This window comes from Sphingobacterium hotanense (assembly GCF_008274825.1).
Classification (GTDB): Bacteria; Bacteroidota; Bacteroidia; order Sphingobacteriales; family Sphingobacteriaceae; genus Sphingobacterium; species Sphingobacterium hotanense.
The window spans coordinates 4353366-4370707 of record NZ_CP030848.1 but is presented as its reverse complement, the minus strand read 5'-3'; the positions used below and the strand labels follow the sequence as shown (position 1 = coordinate 4370707).

General features: G+C 40.5%; 12 protein-coding genes. 5 read left to right on the top strand and 7 right to left on the bottom strand.

Going from position 1 to position 17342, the window contains the following annotated elements; genetic code table 11:
- Nucleotides 1–80: 80 nt before the first annotated feature.
- The 7 genes from DSM08_RS18410 to polA all read right to left on the bottom strand — a co-directional run bounded on the left by DSM08_RS18410 (nt 81) and on the right by polA (nt 9150).
- Entirely contained in the window at nt 81–1463 is a 1383-nt protein-coding gene (locus DSM08_RS18410) for an OmpA family protein (RefSeq protein WP_149527789.1), read from the bottom strand.
- A 230-nt stretch (nt 1464–1693) separates the two neighbouring features.
- Nucleotides 1694–2710, bottom strand: coding sequence for an inorganic phosphate transporter (locus DSM08_RS18405; RefSeq protein ID WP_149527507.1), 1017 nt, complete (start codon nt 2708–2710; stop codon nt 1694–1696).
- Nucleotides 2711–2740: 30 nt separating this feature from the next.
- Entirely contained in the window at nt 2741–3388 is a 648-nt protein-coding gene (locus DSM08_RS18400; protein WP_149527506.1) for a DUF47 domain-containing protein, read from the bottom strand.
- Nucleotides 3389–3464: 76 nt separating this feature from the next.
- A complete protein-coding gene (locus tag DSM08_RS18395; RefSeq protein WP_149527505.1) occupies nt 3465–4490 on the bottom strand; it encodes a sensor histidine kinase in 1026 nt (341 codons plus the stop codon).
- A gap of 33 nt (nt 4491–4523) precedes the next feature.
- Complete coding sequence (locus tag DSM08_RS18390; RefSeq protein ID WP_149527504.1) at nt 4524–5162, bottom strand: phosphatidylserine decarboxylase; 639 nt, start codon at nt 5160–5162, stop codon at nt 4524–4526.
- 64 nt (nt 5163–5226) lie between these two features.
- Entirely contained in the window at nt 5227–6342 is a 1116-nt protein-coding gene (locus DSM08_RS18385; protein ID WP_149527503.1) for a toxin-antitoxin system YwqK family antitoxin, read from the bottom strand.
- A gap of 9 nt (nt 6343–6351) precedes the next feature.
- Nucleotides 6352–9150 (bottom strand): DNA polymerase I, encoded by a 2799-nt coding sequence (gene polA, locus DSM08_RS18380; RefSeq protein WP_149527502.1) that lies wholly within the window; start codon nt 9148–9150, stop codon nt 6352–6354.
- 122 nt (nt 9151–9272) lie between these two features.
- Here polA and rsgA point away from each other — a divergent pair, with 122 nt between their 5' ends.
- The 5 genes from rsgA to DSM08_RS18355 all read left to right on the top strand — a co-directional run bounded on the left by rsgA (nt 9273) and on the right by DSM08_RS18355 (nt 17338).
- On the top strand, nt 9273–10193 hold the full coding sequence (rsgA, locus tag DSM08_RS18375) for a ribosome small subunit-dependent GTPase A (protein ID WP_149527501.1): 921 nt from the start codon (nt 9273–9275) through the stop codon (nt 10191–10193).
- A 66-nt stretch (nt 10194–10259) separates the two neighbouring features.
- On the top strand, nt 10260–12056 hold the full coding sequence (locus DSM08_RS18370) for a hypothetical protein (RefSeq protein WP_149527500.1): 1797 nt from the start codon (nt 10260–10262) through the stop codon (nt 12054–12056).
- A 153-nt stretch (nt 12057–12209) separates the two neighbouring features.
- On the top strand, nt 12210–13895 hold the full coding sequence (locus DSM08_RS18365; protein ID WP_246172358.1) for a TrkH family potassium uptake protein: 1686 nt from the start codon (nt 12210–12212) through the stop codon (nt 13893–13895).
- A gap of 2 nt (nt 13896–13897) precedes the next feature.
- The gene (locus DSM08_RS18360) at nt 13898–14584 is read left to right on the top strand and encodes a potassium channel family protein (protein WP_149527499.1); all 687 of its coding nucleotides are present in this window, start codon (nt 13898–13900) and stop codon (nt 14582–14584) included.
- Nucleotides 14585–14854: 270 nt separating this feature from the next.
- Nucleotides 14855–17338, top strand: a complete 2484-nt coding sequence (locus DSM08_RS18355; RefSeq protein WP_149527498.1) for a YfhO family protein — start codon at nt 14855–14857, stop codon at nt 17336–17338.
- The last annotated feature ends 4 nt before the right edge of the window (nt 17339–17342 follow it).

The following is a 17342-nucleotide window of genomic DNA, read 5'->3' as shown; positions in this document are numbered from 1 at the left end:
AATTGTTAAATGTGTGTAAAATAGAAAAGCCGATCCAAAAGGATCGGCTTTCTTTATCGTCTAATAACTGTTATTAACAATTATTTTTTGATCTCAACACGACGGTTTTGAACACGACCTTCTTCAGTATCATTTGATGCTACTGGGTTAGACTCGCCATTACCGTTAGCTGTGATGCTTGATGCAGATACTCCAGCGTTAACTAAGTATTGTTTTACTGCATTAGCACGGTCTTTAGATAAATTTAAGTTGTAAGCTTCAGTACCTTCTGCAGACGCATAACCGTCTAAAGTTACAGATGCGTTGTTGTCACGCAATTCTTTAGCTAATTTATCTAAAGTTGAGTAAGATTCAGTTTTCAATACTGAGCTATCAAATTCGAATTGAATTGGAGCGTAGTAACCTGAACCAGTCTCAGTTAATTGTTGTGCTTCTGGGAATTTGATTGGACATCCTGAACCGTCAACTACAGTACCTGCAGGAGTTCCTGGACATTTGTCAAATTTATCAGATACACCGTCACCATCAGAGTCTTTGCTTAATTGATCAACAGTACCTTCTAAAGTAGATACGCGTTGTTTCAATGCTTCAACTTCGTTACGTAATGAAGGATCTTTTAACTCATCATATAAAGTAGCAACTGGGTTTGTGAAAGTTAAGCTTTCTTTATCACGTGAACCTAGAGTGAACTCTAAACCACCGTATACGTTAGAGAATTTTTGTTTTCCGTCGTAACGAACTGGACCGTATAATAAGTTATCGTCAGTGAAGTTCATTGTGTAACCTAAGTTCAAGGCAACAACTTCAGATAATTTAAATTTAACACCTACACCAACTGGAATAAATCCTGTTAAGCGGTTGTCACGGTCACCTGTAGCCTCGCGATCTCCGAAAACTTCTTCACCCCAATTTCCTTTGTTGTTGTAAACTTCGTTACCTGTGAAGTCGTTGTTAGCGAATTGAACCGGGTTGTGAGCCATAACACCTAAACCAACTTTAGCGTAGAAGTTAACAGCGTTTTCTCTTCTCATGAAGTCGATAGTACCTAATTGGAATACACCATTTAAGCTAGCAGCCCAGTTTACTGAAGTTTCAGCTGACTTAGCTCCTAATGAATTTTCAACACCACCGTTAGCAGCTAATTCATGGTTGTAAGTTTTGATACGACCACGGTTACCTTCTAATTCTAATCCGAATAAGTGAGAGAATTGTTTACGGATAGTTAAACCGTAGTACTCACCAACTTTATTTTGGAAGTAACCAACTTTTTGACCGAAACCGTTTTGTCCACCTAAGATTGTGTTAGGAGTAGTGATACCACCTTGAACACCGATTGACCAAGTTCTGTATTGTGATCTACCACCAAATACAGTTGGGGTTTGTGCTTGTGCAGTCTCTGCGAAACCTAAAGCGGCTACTAAAGAAGCTGCAACAGCTGTTTTTTTAATTGTAGAATAGTTCATACTCTTTTTTTTAAGGTTATTAAAATTTTTAATTGTTTCTAGTTGTAAAATCAATTTAACAAAACTTAACAATAACGATGCCAAAAAATGTTAACTGGTAAAACCCTGATTTTATACACTTAAAACCTCAGTTTTGACGCGTAAAAATACTTATAAACTATATAGCACGCAAATTTTTTGTTAAATCTTTATTATTTAACAATAAAACGGGTGGTGCTGTAGGTAATTTGCTACAGAATATAATGGATAACAGCTAATGTCAGGCCACCAAGCACCGCGCTGACAGGTATCGTCAAAATCCAAGCCCATAGTAAACTGATGGTTACTCCCCAACGAACAGCCGATACACGCTTCACTACACCCACCCCGATAATCGATCCTGTAATTGTGTGTGTTGTCGATGCTGGAATACCAAAATGTTCGGTGATACCCAAAGTAATCGCACCTGCAGTCTCCGCACTTACACCCTCTAAAGGCGTCACTTTCGTAATTTTAGTACCCATGGTCTTAACGATTTTCCAACCGCCGCTCATCGTACCTGCTGCAATCGCTACGTAACATGCTAGTGGAACCCATTCAGGCATCGCCTCAAAGTTCGGGATTACATTCTCTGCGATCAACGCAGTCGCGATAATACCCATTACCTTTTGCGCGTCATTACCACCATGTGCGAAACTTAATCCTGCAGAAGATATCAACTGTAAGATCTTGAACCATTTTTCAGCAATGCTTGGACGTGACTTCTTACAGATGTTGATAATAATCAACGTGATGATAATCGCGATGGTCATACCAATGATCGGCGCAAGAACGATAAAAGATAAAATCTTTAATGTCGCATTGATGTTAATTGCATCAATCGGATTTGTACCCATAAATAAAGCGTATGCCATACCGGAACCTGCGAAACCACCAATTAATGTGTGACTTGAACTAGAAGGGATACCATAATACCAGGTAAATAAATTCCAAGAAATTGCGGCGACTAACCCCGCAAAGATGACCTCGAGGGTTATGTATTCTTCAATGACCGTTTTTGCAATCGTGTTGGCGACTTTATGGTCAGTGAAAACGAAATATGCTACGAAGTTGAACAAGGCTGCCCATAAAACGGCCATAAATGGCGTTAATACTTTCGTAGATACGATTGTTGCAATTGAGTTGGCGGCATCGTGGAATCCATTGATATAATCAAAGGCAATTGCCAAAACAACAACAACAATCAATAATGTTGAAATTGAATCCATATGTTATAATATGTGTTGGAAGAATCGCGATTATGCGTTCTTAACTAATATACTTTCCAATACGTTCGCAACATCCTCACATTTGTCCGTTGCATCTTCCATGGCAGATAAAACCTCTTTGTATTTAATAAGGTTGATCGCATCCTTTTCAAACTCGAATAATTCTGCAACCGCTTTATCGAAAATATAATCAGCTTTGTTTTCTACACTATTAATCCGTACACAGGAGTCCGTAATATTACGAATGTTTTTAAGATCTTTAAGCTCGTACAATGCTTTAGCAACATGTTCCGTAGCTTCTAGAATTAAACTAGAGATCTCCTTCATAGGTTCGCTAGTTTCAATGACTTTGTACAGTTCCATACGGTTTGAAGCACCGTGGATGAAATCAGCAACATCGTCTAATGAGCTGGCTAATGCGTGAATATCCTCTCTATCAAAAGGAGTGATGAAATTTTTCCCTAGTTCTAGGTGTATTTGGTGAGTTAGGTTGTCGCCTTTATGTTCCAAATCTTCCAACAATTTTGAATTGTTCTTTCTCAATTGTAAATCAGATGTATGAACACTTTCCTTCAAGAGCTTGGCCATCTCTATTAAATTTGAGCCAGCTTGCTCAAATAAAGGAAAGAATTTTTTGTCCTTAGGGACAAAATACTGAAAAATGCTGTTCAAAGACATATACTTTTAATTTTAGTAGCGCAAAAATATGGACTTAATGTTAAGTTAATGTTAAGTTTTCTGCAGCAGCTCTTTCTTAGGCTTTCTCTAAGGTAAATGAAAACGTCGTTCCGATCCCTTCCGTGCTTCGCACATGGACGTTTTGTTGGTGGGCTTCTATAATATGTTTAACAATTGCAAGTCCTAAACCAGAACCCCCGATATCGCGTGATCGGCTTTTGTCGGTACGGAAAAACCGCTCAAATACGCGCGGAAGGTTCTTTTCTTCGATGCCTTGACCGTTATCGGTTATTTCGATAAGAATCTGGTCAATTAAAGGGATGGTGCTAATTTGTGTTTCGCCTCCTTTATTGCCATACTTTATCGAGTTATCAATTAAATTTACTAAAACTTGCTGAATTTTTTTTCGATCCGCCTTCACCAGTATCGGATTGTTGTTCTTCGGCTGGAACTTTAAGGCGATATTGTTCTCCAGCGCTTTATCCTCCAAGTAATCAATTGTTTCGCGAACCAAAGTCTGAATGTCGAACTTTTCTTTGCTTACGATCACTTGTCCAGACTCCAGTTTTGCAATTTCATCCAGATCGTGAATCAAATAGCTCAACCGATCTAAGTTCCGAGCCGCTTTGTTTAGAAAAGACACCGCCATCTCTGGATTGTCATCGATCATACCGTCTTGAAGAGTCTCAATATAGCCTTGAATAGCAAATAGGGGAGTCTTAAATTCATGGGAGATATTCGATAAAAATTCCTTCCTGAACTTTTCTTGTGCTTTAAGCTGATTGATCTCGAAAGTTTTTTGTTTCGCCCAATCGCGAACTTCCTTCTCCGCGTCCCCAATTGGGTCGTCAGATTTATGATCGCCGAGCGCATCTTTCAGCTCTTTCCCAAGTTTTAGGTTATGTATTAATTTATATACAGCTTTGATCCGCTCATATACAAATTTCTGGAATACATAGTTTAGGAGAGAAAAGGAAAGAACAAAACTGATGATAGCGATAAAGGCGAACGTTGGTAAATGACGTTCATAATAATAATTCATCCCTGCTAACAATAGCGAGAATATTAAACTTATAATCAGTATCAGGGTGCGGAAATTCATAAGGAGCGCACGAATAAATGTTGAATGCTTATTTTAAATTTTTGCAAGAACCGACTTGCCGGAAATTACTTGGTCGCCTTTCTTTGCCATTAACAGCGCCGAAGCAGGTAAAATTACATCCACGCGACAACCGAACTTAACAGAGCCAAGTTCTTGACCTTGTTGGATTTCTTCCTTCTCCCCTTTATCATAAAAAACTGGGCCAGCGAAAATTCCACCATGTTGCCACAGCGTAACTTCAGCCCCTTCTTTGTTTTGGATGGATAGGCCGTTTCCCTGCTGACCAATTCCATGAGAAGAAGATGTCGTCTGACTCGCATTGATTAATCTTCCTTTTCCGGATATCGGAGCTTTAGTCGATCGGATATTTAAAGGAGATACAGTTATGGACAATTTAACTCTTCTTTCTTCGCCGGATCCCATTTGATTTGTTTCTTCAATCTGATTAATCGTCCCATCAACCGGTGAGTAGACTTGAGAGCTGTCGGGCGTTATTACGCGAGAGGGGCTACGAAAGAAAAACAGTACAAATAATAGTAATAAGCCAGATACACAATAGATCAAGCCTTTAACAAAAGCACTTGCATCATAATAGTGTGCAAAGGCACTCAAAACGAAAAAGAACAAAACGACTATTGCTAAACTCGTATACCCTTCTTTATGAAATCTCATATATATGTATTTACGCAAATATATAATCTGGAAATCAAGTCTCCTAAACTCAATCAGATTAATTCTATTTCTTTAACTCATTCTCTCGATCAATGGTCAGCGAATGAAATCCAAGCGTTTTATCTTCAGCAATCGCGATTTTACCATTTATCGTTAATTTATCGGCAATATATTCACCATCCTTAAAAGATGCCGGATAATATGCTAAAGAAGAAACGACTTCTTCAAAAGCTTTGGCCATTTCCGTATTCGAAAGGAATGGATTCTCGATAACCAAGCTCTTCTTCTTCACACCATCATGCGTCAAATCGACCTCGTAGCTAAAATTCAATTCTTCTGACGCCGAAAATTGAATATTAGCAAATGAGTTATTGAAATAATCAATAAGATAAATAAGGAAACCAGAGAAATCATCATAATTACATTGCTTGGAAACGATGGCTTCCGCTCGCGTGAATTGTACGATTGGAATAATAGGAAACCGTTGAACAGCATAACGTTCGCCGGTAAAATAATCTTCAGCACGCACCAGTCGATTGTTGTGATATTCTTCAACTGCCGCTAACTCGCTATTCTTCTCGTTTTCATAAATAATGCTCCACAATCCATTCGGAATACCTGCTTTAAATTTCCCTTTAAAACGAATGAACGGGAAACCGTAGGGGTTGTATCCAGGATAGGGGACACGAAAGTTATAACTTCCATCACCGTCTTTCACACGCTGCACACCCCGCTGGTCATAGTAATGAACCATTTTTGAGCCGGCGCTGCTATAATTAACAGTCATCAAAGGCTTGCCATCAGGATAATAATATTCCCAATCCCCTTGAGGCGTATTATTAACAAAGGTCGCACGCCACTTAATCTGCATATTCGGATGATACGCTGTAAACACGCCCTCTTTGCTACCATCTTGATAGGAACCCTCCAACATACGATGGCCATTAGGATAGTAATCTACAAACTTACCGACGAATTTACTTGTTCGCGCATCAAATGCCGCAACACGTTCGATGCTCTTAAATTCACAATTCTTATCAACAAGATAATAGTTCATATCGTAGTAAAAACGAATCAGACTATCATTACTGCGTTCAAAATATACGGGCTTAGTGTCTGTCTCTTGCGCAGCGACCAGTAAGCCCTGAATTGTAAAGAATAAAACAAGCAAATACCTCATGAATATCAATTAGTGCGCTTCTAGCCAGTTATTTCCCTGACCAATTTCAATTTCAATAGGAACGTTTAATTTCATTGCATTTTTCATTCTATTAGCAATAATTTCTTTAAACTGTCCAACCTCATGCTCAGGAACGTCAAAAACAAGCTCATCATGAACCTGCATGATCATCTTTCCTTCTAAGTCTTGCGCTTCTATATCCTTCTGGATATTGATCATCGCAATCTTGATCAAATCAGCGGCAGAACCCTGTATTGGCGCATTAATCGCATTTCGCTCCGCAAATCCTCGAACGGTCATATTCGCTGAATTGATATCTCGTAAGTAACGTCGGCGTTTCAATAAAGTTTCCACATAGCCACGCTCCTTGGCAAAATCAATAATGTCGCCCATATACTTACGGATTCCCGTGTACTGCGCAAAATATTGATCGATAATAGCTGCAGCCTCTTTTCGAGGGATTCCTAAACTTTGAGAAAGACCAAATGCCGATTGACCATAGATAATCCCAAAATTAACAGCCTTCGCATTTCTACGCATATCTGATGTGACTTCTTCGAGTTCCACGCCATAAACTCTTGCTGCTGTAGCGCGGTGAATATCTAAACCCTTTTGGAAAGCATCCAACATGTTCTCATCCTGACTTAACTCGGCAATCAAACGTAATTCGATCTGGGAATAATCGGCAGATAGTAAGGTCCATCCCGCTTGGCGCGGAATAAAGGCCTTGCGCACCTCGCGGCCTCGCTCTGTACGAATAGGAATGTTCTGCAAGTTCGGATTCGTCGAACTCAGACGACCCGTTGCTGCAACAGCCTGATTATAGGATGTGTGGATTAATCCTGTAGCAGGATTTACCAAGCTCGGAAGTGCATCGACATAGGTCGATTTCAACTTCTGCAACTGTCTGTAATCTAAAATATCTTTAACGATATCTGATTTATTAGCCAATGCCAACAAAACATCCTCGCCGGTCTTATATTGACCCGTTTTTGTCTTTTTCGCTTTAGGATCTAATTGCAGTTTATCAAAAAGAACTTCCCCCAGTTGTTTTGGCGAGGCGATATTGAACACTACACCTGCTTTTTCATAAATCGTCGACTCCAGCTTCGAAACCTCCGCTTCAATATCAACAGAAAACTGTCGCAAAGTCTGTTCATCAATCTTTACCCCATTCTTCTCAATCTCTGCCAATACATAAACTAACGGAAATTCTACCTCTTCAGCAAGCTTTAAAGTCTCCGTAGAACTTAATAAAGGCTGAAAAACTTGTTTCAGTTGTAAGGTAATATCCGCGTCTTCACCCGCATACTCCTTTATTTTCTCCAACTCCACATCACGCATATTTCCTTGGTTCTTACCCTTGGCGCCAATCAGCTCCGTGATAGAAACGGGTGTATATTTTAAATAGGTCTCCGCAAGGATATCCATATTATGACGTGTATCAGGATCAATCAGATAATGCGCAAGCATCGTATCGAACAAGGGGCCTGCAACCTTAACCCCATAACGCGCTAAGATCAATAAATCGTACTTCAGATTCTGCCCAATCTTTTGCACAGAAGTGTTTTCTAATGCCGGCTTAAACAGATCGACTGTAACTTGGGCCTCCTCGCGAATGGCTGAAACAGGGACATAGTAAGCTTCAAAGGGGCTAATAGAAAAGGACAAACCCACTAATTCGGCAGTCATGGCATCTAATCCTGTAGATTCGGTGTCAAAACAAAAAGACTCGGCTTGATTGAGTTTCTCAACCAGTTGTTTTTGTTGTTCAATCTGATCGACTAATATATATTGATGCTGAACGGTAGAAATCGTATTCAATGTCGTTGGAACTTCCTCAACCGTAGCCTGCCCTGGAGAAAGCTCATTCTCCGGAAGTGGGGCAAATAAATCCATCTGTGCTGATTTGGATACCGGCGATTCACCAATTGAGAAATCATCGCCAAATACACGCTTGCCTAGTGTTCTAAACTCCAATTCGGCAAATAAAGATTCCAAAATCTCACGGTTCGGATCTTCTAGCTCTAGCGCCTTCTCGTCTAAATCAACTGGCACATCCAATAAAATCGTTGCAAGCTTCTTAGAGATTAAGCCCTGCTCGGCAAAATTCTCCACGTTTTCTTTTAGCTTCCCTTTGAGTTTGTCGGTGCTCTGGATTAGATTTTCTATGGAACCAAATTCCTGGACAAGTTTCTTCGCTGTCTTTTCACCAACACCAGGGATACCAGGGATATTATCCACCGCGTCGCCCCAAAGGCCTAAAATGTCGATAACCTCATGCACATTGTTGATTTCCCATTTTTCTAGAATCTCCGGGACACCTAAGACCTCCGCACCGTTGCCCATGCGCGCAGGTTTGTATATGAAGATATTATCCGATACTAATTGTCCGAAATCCTTGTCTGGGGTCATGCAATAGACTGTGAAGCCCTCTTTCTCTCCTTTTTTTGCAAGGGTACCGATGATGTCGTCGGCCTCAAATCCATCCATCGTGATGATGGGAATGTTGAACCCTTCGATCAGTCGATTGATATAGGGGATGGAAGCGGCTAAGTCTTCAGGCATCTGCTCCCGCTGTGCCTTATAGCTCTCAAATTCTAAATGTCGGTTGGTGGGAGCTGCTGTATCAAAAACAACAGCGATATGCGTGGGCTTTTGGTTTTTTAAAACATCCAATAAGGTATTCGTAAATCCCATTATAGCACCTGTATTCAATCCATATGACGTTAATCGCGGTGTTTTGCTCAACGCAAAATACGCACGGTATATTAATGCCATTCCATCTAAAAGGAATAATTTCTTCAAAATCGTTTTTTATTTATGCTCTAACAACAAAGTTAACAAATTCAAATAGACGTAAAGATTAATAAATTTTTTCCATTTTTGCGTAGAATAATGACAGATTTAATAGGAAAGAGGGATTTTGTATGCGCGGTTTAGTAACTAAATCTACAGGCAGTTGGTATCAGGTTCTAGGACCCGATAATGTACGTTATGAATGTAGAATTAAAGGTAAGTTTAGAACACATGGTATAAAAAGTACCAATCCTGTTGCCGTGGGCGATTGGGTAGAATTTGAATTGGAACCTGGACAACAAAACGGCGTAATCAACGAATTAGAACCGCGAAAAAATTATATCATTCGAAAATCTGTCAATTTATCCAAACAGACACAAATAATCGGTGCAAACCTTGATCAGGCAATTCTCGTTGTTACATTGGCCTCGCCAGCAACCTCGACAGGATTTATTGATCGCTTCTTGGTTACTGCGGAAGCTTATAGCATCCCGGCTGTTCTGATATTTAATAAACTCGATCTATTTAGTGAGGAAGGATTAGAGCTGCTGGCCGAATTTATGGCACTCTATAAAGACCTTGGATATCCTTGTTATGCCGTTTCGGCTCTAGAGGGCGAACATATTGAGGAAGTAAGAGCCTTATTAAAAGATAAGACAACCTTAGTTTCCGGCCACTCGGGTGTAGGAAAATCAACTTTAGTGAATGCTGTAGTTCCTGATGCAGATTTGAAAACGGGAGAAATATCAGACTGGTCAGACAAAGGCAAACATACCACGACCTTTGCCGAAATGATCGATCTTCCTTTCGGAGGCAAGTTGATTGATACCCCTGGTATACGAGAACTTGGAATAGTCGATATAGAACCCCAGGAATTGTCGCATTTCTTCCCCGAAATGCGCGCCCTTTTGAATCAGTGTAAGTTCCACAACTGTAGACATATAAACGAACCTGGATGTGCCGTGCTGCAGGCCGTGGAAGAGGGAGAAATTGAACCATCGCGTTACGATAGCTATATCAGTATCTATAACAACGAAAATAATCGCAATTAACTAAACATATTTACTATATTATTGTTTCTGCTTAAGGATATTATGGCAAAAACCGTATAGAGAAATATGAAACCTGTTTGGAAATGGATTATTGGAGTGTTGCTTGCGCTGATACTGATAGTATTGGGCGTGGCTTGGTATTATAGCAGAAATTGGAAACCTATCGTTGAAACTAAACTCAAGGAAACTGTAAAAAATGCGACAAATGGTTTGTATTCATTACGGTACGATGACTTGGACTTGAATGTCGCGTTAGGAAATGTAACGCTCAAAAATGCGGAACTGATCCCCGATTCCGGTGTCTATAGGCAGATGGTTGCCAATAAACTCGCACCCAATAGTCGCTACCATATCAAGCTGGCCGCTTTAAAAGTTAGAAGCTTCAACCTTTGGGATGTCATAAAAAATAGAACCCTCTTTATCAAGACCATCAACTTTGAGTCGCCGGATATTCATATGATCCAGGAATATCACGCTTACAATGATACCATTGTCGACCAAAAATCAAAAACATTATACGATAATATTAAAGATGTTTTTAGCGCTGTCAATGTAAGAGATATTAAGATCGAAAACGTCAAGTTTAAATTTTCTAAAATCGAAGAAGGAAAATCAAGTGACATCGTACTGGATAGTATCGGTATTAATGTTCATGACGTATTAGTCGATGAAACCTCCATCGATGACTCTACGCGCTTGTTCTATACCAAAATGGTGGAAATTGATGTACCTGGATTTACCTACGATTTGTCGAACGGAATCTACAAAGCGAAGTTCGATCGGTTAAAGATCAATACGCGGGAAGAGAATGTCCTCTTGACGAAAGTGGAATATTCTCCAAAGATGAGCAAAGCAGCATATTTTAAAACAAGGGGGCAAAATGTGACCATGGCAGTCATGAAATTTGATACGCTTCGTTTTGAAAAGCTCAATTTCAAACAGCTCATTGATGATCAGCAGACCATCGCCGAGCATGTGCAGATCAAAAACGGATCCGTATCCCTGTATAATGATAAGCGATATCCGAAGAAGACCGTATCCAAGGTCGGAAGCTCGCCCCATCAGCAACTGATGAAAGTGCAAAAGCTCATTCGTATTGATACGGTATTTGTTGATAATATCGACGTCCTTTACGGTGAACATAGTGCAAAATTTAATAGAGAAGGGGTGATTACGTTCAACAACGCTAAAGGTACGATCACCAACTTGACCAATGACAGCTTACATTTACAGCAACAAAAGCAAATGAAGGCGAATCTTTCGGCGAAAATCATGAATGCCGGTAATCTGAATGTACAATTTGGGTTTGATATGCTAAGCAAGGATGGTGCGCATACTTACAAAGGGACATTAGGACCTATGCAAGCCACTTCTTTCAATAAAATTTTAAAACCACTATTAAATGTGGAAATCGCTTCGGGCAATATCCGGAAGGTTAGCTTCAATATGTCGGCAAATGATCACCGTAACTGGGGTGATTTTAGATTCGATTACGACCATCTAAAAATTAGCCTGCTCAATGCGCCGGGTTCGGATAACGAGAAAAAAGGTATCGCGTCATTCTTAGTCAACCAAATTCTGATCAACGACAGTAATCCGGATGCCAACGAAAAGTATCATATAGGAAAAATAAACTACCGTCGTGTACCTGAGCATACTTTCTTTAAAACACTTTGGCAGAGTTTGCTAGAAGGTATAAAACAGTGTGCCGGAATTAGCAAAGAAAGAGAAGCCAAATTGATGGGGACAGCCGAGGGAGCGAAGAATATCGTGGATGAATCCAAAAACGTCATTAAGAAAACAGGAAATTTCTTTAAGAGTATCTTCAAGAAAAAAGATAAGGACGAGAAAAAAGAGAAGTAGTTTCACGTGAAAAGGAAGCGTGTATTTCAATGCTTATTCCTAAGTTTGTAGCGAATGGATTCTATTTTTAGTTTTCTTAGATTCGTATTTAGGTACCACAACAAAGCGGTAGATCAAGTCTTGTTCTACGTGAGTTTGATCTGCGCTATTACTATGGTGGTTCACGTAGGATACATAACCGATCCTGCGATCGCGGAAATCACCAAAGAGGTTGTCGTATTCATGTATTATGGTCTGTTTCTATTCGAAACCATTCGAACCGTATCTTCCATATTGGTAACGCGTAAGATCAATGTTTCCCATTATTCCGGCGTTGTCATCACGGCCTATTTTCTTGTCGTCACCATTTCCCGGCACTCAGGAGGCCTGATTAGCACCTTCGCTAAAGACGAATGGCTATATATGGGTATTGCTATCATGTTTCTTTCGGAACTCTCCAGAAGTAGCCTCTTCTTCGATAATTTCTACTTCAACCCAACAATTCTATTCGTTGTCAGTTTCTTAGGCCTTATTATTCTAGGAGCCGTATTGCTGATGCTGCCGCGAACAACAATCGAAGCGCCATTGAGCTTTATCGACGCTTTCTTTATGGCGACAAGCGCTGTCTGTATTACCGGGCTATCCGTGACAGATATTTCTACTAATTTCTCGCTATTTGGACAGGGCGTTATTCTAGCACTGATCCAGGTCGGTGGACTGGGGATTATGACCTTTACCGGCTTCTTCGGATACTTTTTCTCCGGTGGTTTTTCCTTTAAAAACCAATTGATGTTCGGTGAAATACTGGGTGAAAACAAGTTGAATTCGGTTATATCGACGTTGATTACCATTATTCTTATTACATTCCTCTTCGAGTTTATTGGGGGGCTACTCATCTTCTTCTCCCTAGATCCAAAACTCTTCGAAAGCTTCGGAGAACGCGTTTTCTTTGCCGCTTTCCATGCGATATCCGGGTTTTGTAACTCTGGCTTCACCATTATCAAGGAAGGAGTAAACAATGAGAACTATCGTTTCAACTATAACTTCCAGCTCGCGGTATCATCCATGTTTATCATCGGAAGCCTTGGTTTCGGAACAATATTCAACTTCTATACGCTGATCAAAACGCGCATAGATGCGCTGATCTGCAAATATATCCTACAAAGAAACTACAGGCATAAACCTCAAGTGTTCTCTTTCAACTCACGGTTTATCGTTCTCTGTAACCTTGTCGTTATCGTGCTTGGAACAGTATCTTATTTTTTATTGGAAAAAAACCACAGCCTTATAGATGATAAAACAGTCTATGGAGATTGGGTCACTTCGCTCTTTATGGCGAATTCAGCGAGATCTGCCGGCTTCAATAGCGTCGATCTAAACTTTATCAATATCCCAACGCTCATTATGATCGTTACATTAATGTGGATAGGGGTGTCCCCAGGATCCACAGGGGGAGGTGTGAAAGTAACGACGGTCGCTATTGCACTGATGAATATCGTTGCCCTCGCTAGAGGAAAAGAATCTATCGAAATTTTTAAAAGAAAGATTGCTTCCGAGTCGGTCAGTAAGTCCTTCGCAATTATCTTACTATCGGTATTAACGATCATGCTGAGCTTTGTTTTGCTGAACTTCTCCGATCCAAATCAGCAGATGGTACCGCTTTTGTTCGAAACCATATCAGCCTATACAACTTGTGGTCTATCATTGGGAATTACAGCTTCCTTATCATCAACAAGTAAGATTATCCTCATGCTGACCATGTTTGTTGGACGCGTGGGGATGTTAACTTTGCTAGTGGCCTTCATTAAGAATACAAAGAACAAGAGTTATATTTATCCAACTGAAAAAATTCTGTTTTAATCATGAAATACATCGTACTGGGACTTGGACATTTTGGAAGATCATTGGCTATTCACCTCACCGAATTAGGCCATGAAGTGATTGCTGCAGACAAGAATTTAAGTATTGTAGAGCAAACAAAAGACAAGATAACCCATACGGTCTGTTTAGATTCAACCGATAAAGAAGCCGTTAGCTCGCTGCCATTGCGCGATAGCAATGCTGTTATTGTGGCCATCGGCGAGGAAGAAGGAGCCAGTTTACTGACGGTCGCACTATTGAAGCAACTCAAAGTAAAGCGTATCATCGGGCGTGTAGTCTCTGACTTGCAGAAAACGGTATTGGAGGCCATGAATATCGATGAATACATCATGCCCGAGGAAGAAGCCGCAGAGCGTTTAGCGATGCGCTTAGACAATATTGACATTGTCGACTCTTTCAAGATTTCCGATAAATATTCCATTATCGAAACAAAAGTTCCCGCAAAATATGTCGGTATGACCCTAAAAGATGCCGATCTGACCAATAAATATAAAGTTATCGTACTAACGACCGTTCAGGTCGAAACCGGTACCACCGCCGAAGGCTCCACAAAACTATTAAAGGAAGCATCCGGAATCGCAAAATCCGATACCGTACTGCGCGAAAACGACCTACTAGTCCTCTTCGGCGAACTTTCCAATATTAAGAATTTGATACAAAAGGGTTAGTCCTGGGATTGGACCTTAGATAAAAGATACCGGTGTTTTGTCTGCTATCACCCATCTATTCTTAACGTTTGACGTACATCGTGAGTTTACCTACAAGAGTTTCTGGTAAACTTCCTGCTTACTTAACAAATGTAAAGCGGGATAATCGCGCTACGGTATGGCCCACTGTCTATCCTATAAAACCTAATGCAATCTTATACCAAAATTAGTTCTCAATAATTGAAATCAATTCTATATTTTTGGGGCTATATCAATAATCCTATACATTAAATGAAAAATTGGTTTAAGGAAAACGCGAATCACCTATCTGTCATAGGGATCTTCCTTCTGTTGGTTGTATTCTACTTTACACCGGTGTGGCAAGGGAAAACGTTGTTGCAGCATGATGTGATGCAAGCTAGAGGCAGCCAGAAAGAAATCTTCGATTACAAAGAAAAGGATGGGAAGACACCGTTGTGGACGAATTCTATGTTCGGCGGTATGCCGACTTACCAGATATGGTATGATCATGCGAATAACCTGACAACCCATATCGGACCGGCTATTCGTGCGGTTTTTCCTCCTCCATCGGATGTGTTATTGCTCTTTTTACTGGGGGGATATTTCCTATTTAGTGTTTTGAAGATACGGCCTTGGCTCGCCGCCTTAGGTGCCATAGCCATTGCCTTTTCGTCTTATAATATTATTTATGTCGAAGCGGGGCACCTCAGTAGGGCCTATGCTATCGCTTATATGGCGCCTATCATAGCGTCCGTAATTTTATGTTACCGCGGGAGCCGCTTTTGGGGACCATCGCTCTTAGCCTTATTCTTGGCATTGGAGCTTCGCGCTAATCACGTGCAAATTACATACTACCTGTTCCTTTGTATTTTAGTGTTAGTAGGCTTTGAGCTGTACTATGCTATTCGCGATAAGAAATTGAACAAATTTGTACAGGCATCGGTATTGCAGTTGATCGGTGTTGTGCTGGCGGTATTGGTTAATGCGTCGGTATTATTTCCGACATACGAGTATGCGAAAGAAACCATCCGTGGTAAATCGAACTTAACGAAAACCGATGATTCAGGAAATGCTGGATCCGGATTAGATAAAGAATACGCTTATGCGTGGAGTCAGGGAATCGGAGAGAACATCACTTTCCTAATCCCGAATGCCTATGGCGGTCGTTCATCTGGTGTATTGGATGAGAAATCAAATGTGGTTAAAGCGTTGACGAAAGTTGGCGCGCCACAAGCGGAAGCCGTTCAGATGGCAAGAAGTTATTTCCCGACCTATTGGGGCGAAAAATCCTTTACCTCAGGACCTTGGTATTTCGGTGCAGGTATTGTATTCCTAGCAATCTTAGGTTTGTTTATCGTTAAAAACCGCTTAAAATGGTGGATATTAACAGCTACAGTTTTAGCGATATTACTATCCTTTGGTAGACATTTCCCATTGATCTCCGACTTGTTTTTCGATTATTTCCCGATGTACAATAAGTTTAGAGCAGTAGAATCGATCTTGGTGATCCCAGCAGTGTTGATTCCGATACTAGCAGTATTGACAATCAACGAACTGATTGTTCGTGGAAATGAGATCCCGAAACTAGATAAAACTATTCTTTACACTGGTGGGGCTGTTGCTGCGGTTTGTTTAATCGTGGCGTTGATGCCTAGTATCCTAGATTTACGTACATCGCAGCATCAGCAATACGTTGCGCAACTGCAGCAGATGGTGCAAGACCAAAATATTGCAAACGAATTGTCGAATGCCTTATTGAAAGACCGTGCGGACTTAGCGTCGAAAGATGCTTGGCGTTCACTCCTAATCGTTGCTTTAACGATTGGTTTAGTTTGGGCATTCGTGAAGAAAAAACTTTCAGCAAGCATCTTAATTGCGGCAATCACAGTTATTACCTTGGTTGACTTATGGACGGTAGATAAGCGTTATTTAAATAACGATGCTTTTGTTGACAAGAGCATTTACGACAAGCCTATTCCAGAGCGTGAAGTAGATCAATTGATCCACATGGATAAGGATTTGTCATACCGTGTATTCGATTTGACGACTAGCCCATTTCAGGATGCGAGTGCGTCTTACTTCCATAAAAGTATTGGTGGATACCATGCAGCGAAATTGATGCGTTTCCAAGAATTGATTGAAAATCAATTTAATAATACGCTCAACGAGGATGTTTTGGATATGTTGAACGTTCGTTATGTAATTACAAAAGACCCTTCTAATAATTCAGATCGTATTCAACGCCGTAGTTCTGCGTTAGGCAATGCTTGGTTCGTAGATAAGGTAACTTTCGTGAAGAGCAATAATGAGGAAATGAGCACTTTAGGAAACATCGATCCTCGTAAAGAGGCGGTGGTGAATGAAGGATTCAAAAACCAGTTTAATGACAAGGGAATTGCGAATTCGCCAAATGCGCAAATCAACTTGGTGTCCTACCATCCGGATACGTTGAAATATGAGTACAGTACACCTACAGAAGGATTCGCGGTATTTTCGGAAATCTTCTATGATAAAGGTTGGAAAGCTTATATCGATGGAGAAGAAGCTCCTATCATTCGTGCGGATTATGTTTTACGCGGATTAAAACTTCCGGGCGGAAATCATAAAGTAGAATTTGTATTTGCGCCGGAATCTATGCGTATCTCGAACATCATCTCTTTAATCGCGTCGATTATTTTGGTGATCGGTTTAGGATTTGCGGCATGGATGGGCTATAATCACAACAAAAAGAAGCCTGCCGTTAAAGCAAGCTAAGTAA

Bases quoted from the DNA above. Each gene is read 5' to 3' on its own strand.
- DSM08_RS18400 (WP_149527506.1), bottom strand. From the start codon at position 3,388: ATGTCTTTGAACAGCATTTTTCAGTATTTTGTCCCTAAGGACAAAAAA.
- DSM08_RS18365 (WP_246172358.1), top strand. From the start codon at position 12,210: ATGGTGGTTCACGTAGGATACATAACCGATCCTGCGATCGCGGAAATC.
- DSM08_RS18390 (WP_149527504.1), bottom strand. From the start codon at position 5,162: ATGAGATTTCATAAAGAAGGGTATACGAGTTTAGCAATAGTCGTTTTG.
- DSM08_RS18360 (WP_149527499.1), top strand. From the start codon at position 13,898: ATGAAATACATCGTACTGGGACTTGGACATTTTGGAAGATCATTGGCT.
- DSM08_RS18405 (WP_149527507.1), bottom strand. From the start codon at position 2,710: ATGGATTCAATTTCAACATTATTGATTGTTGTTGTTGTTTTGGCAATT.
- DSM08_RS18385 (WP_149527503.1), bottom strand. From the start codon at position 6,342: ATGAGGTATTTGCTTGTTTTATTCTTTACAATTCAGGGCTTACTGGTC.
- DSM08_RS18370 (WP_149527500.1), top strand. From the start codon at position 10,260: ATGAAACCTGTTTGGAAATGGATTATTGGAGTGTTGCTTGCGCTGATA.
- DSM08_RS18395 (WP_149527505.1), bottom strand. From the start codon at position 4,490: ATGAATTTCCGCACCCTGATACTGATTATAAGTTTAATATTCTCGCTA.
- rsgA (WP_149527501.1), top strand. From the start codon at position 9,273: ATGCGCGGTTTAGTAACTAAATCTACAGGCAGTTGGTATCAGGTTCTA.
- DSM08_RS18410 (WP_149527789.1), bottom strand. From the start codon at position 1,463: ATGAACTATTCTACAATTAAAAAAACAGCTGTTGCAGCTTCTTTAGTA.
- DSM08_RS18355 (WP_149527498.1), top strand. From the start codon at position 14,855: ATGAAAAATTGGTTTAAGGAAAACGCGAATCACCTATCTGTCATAGGG.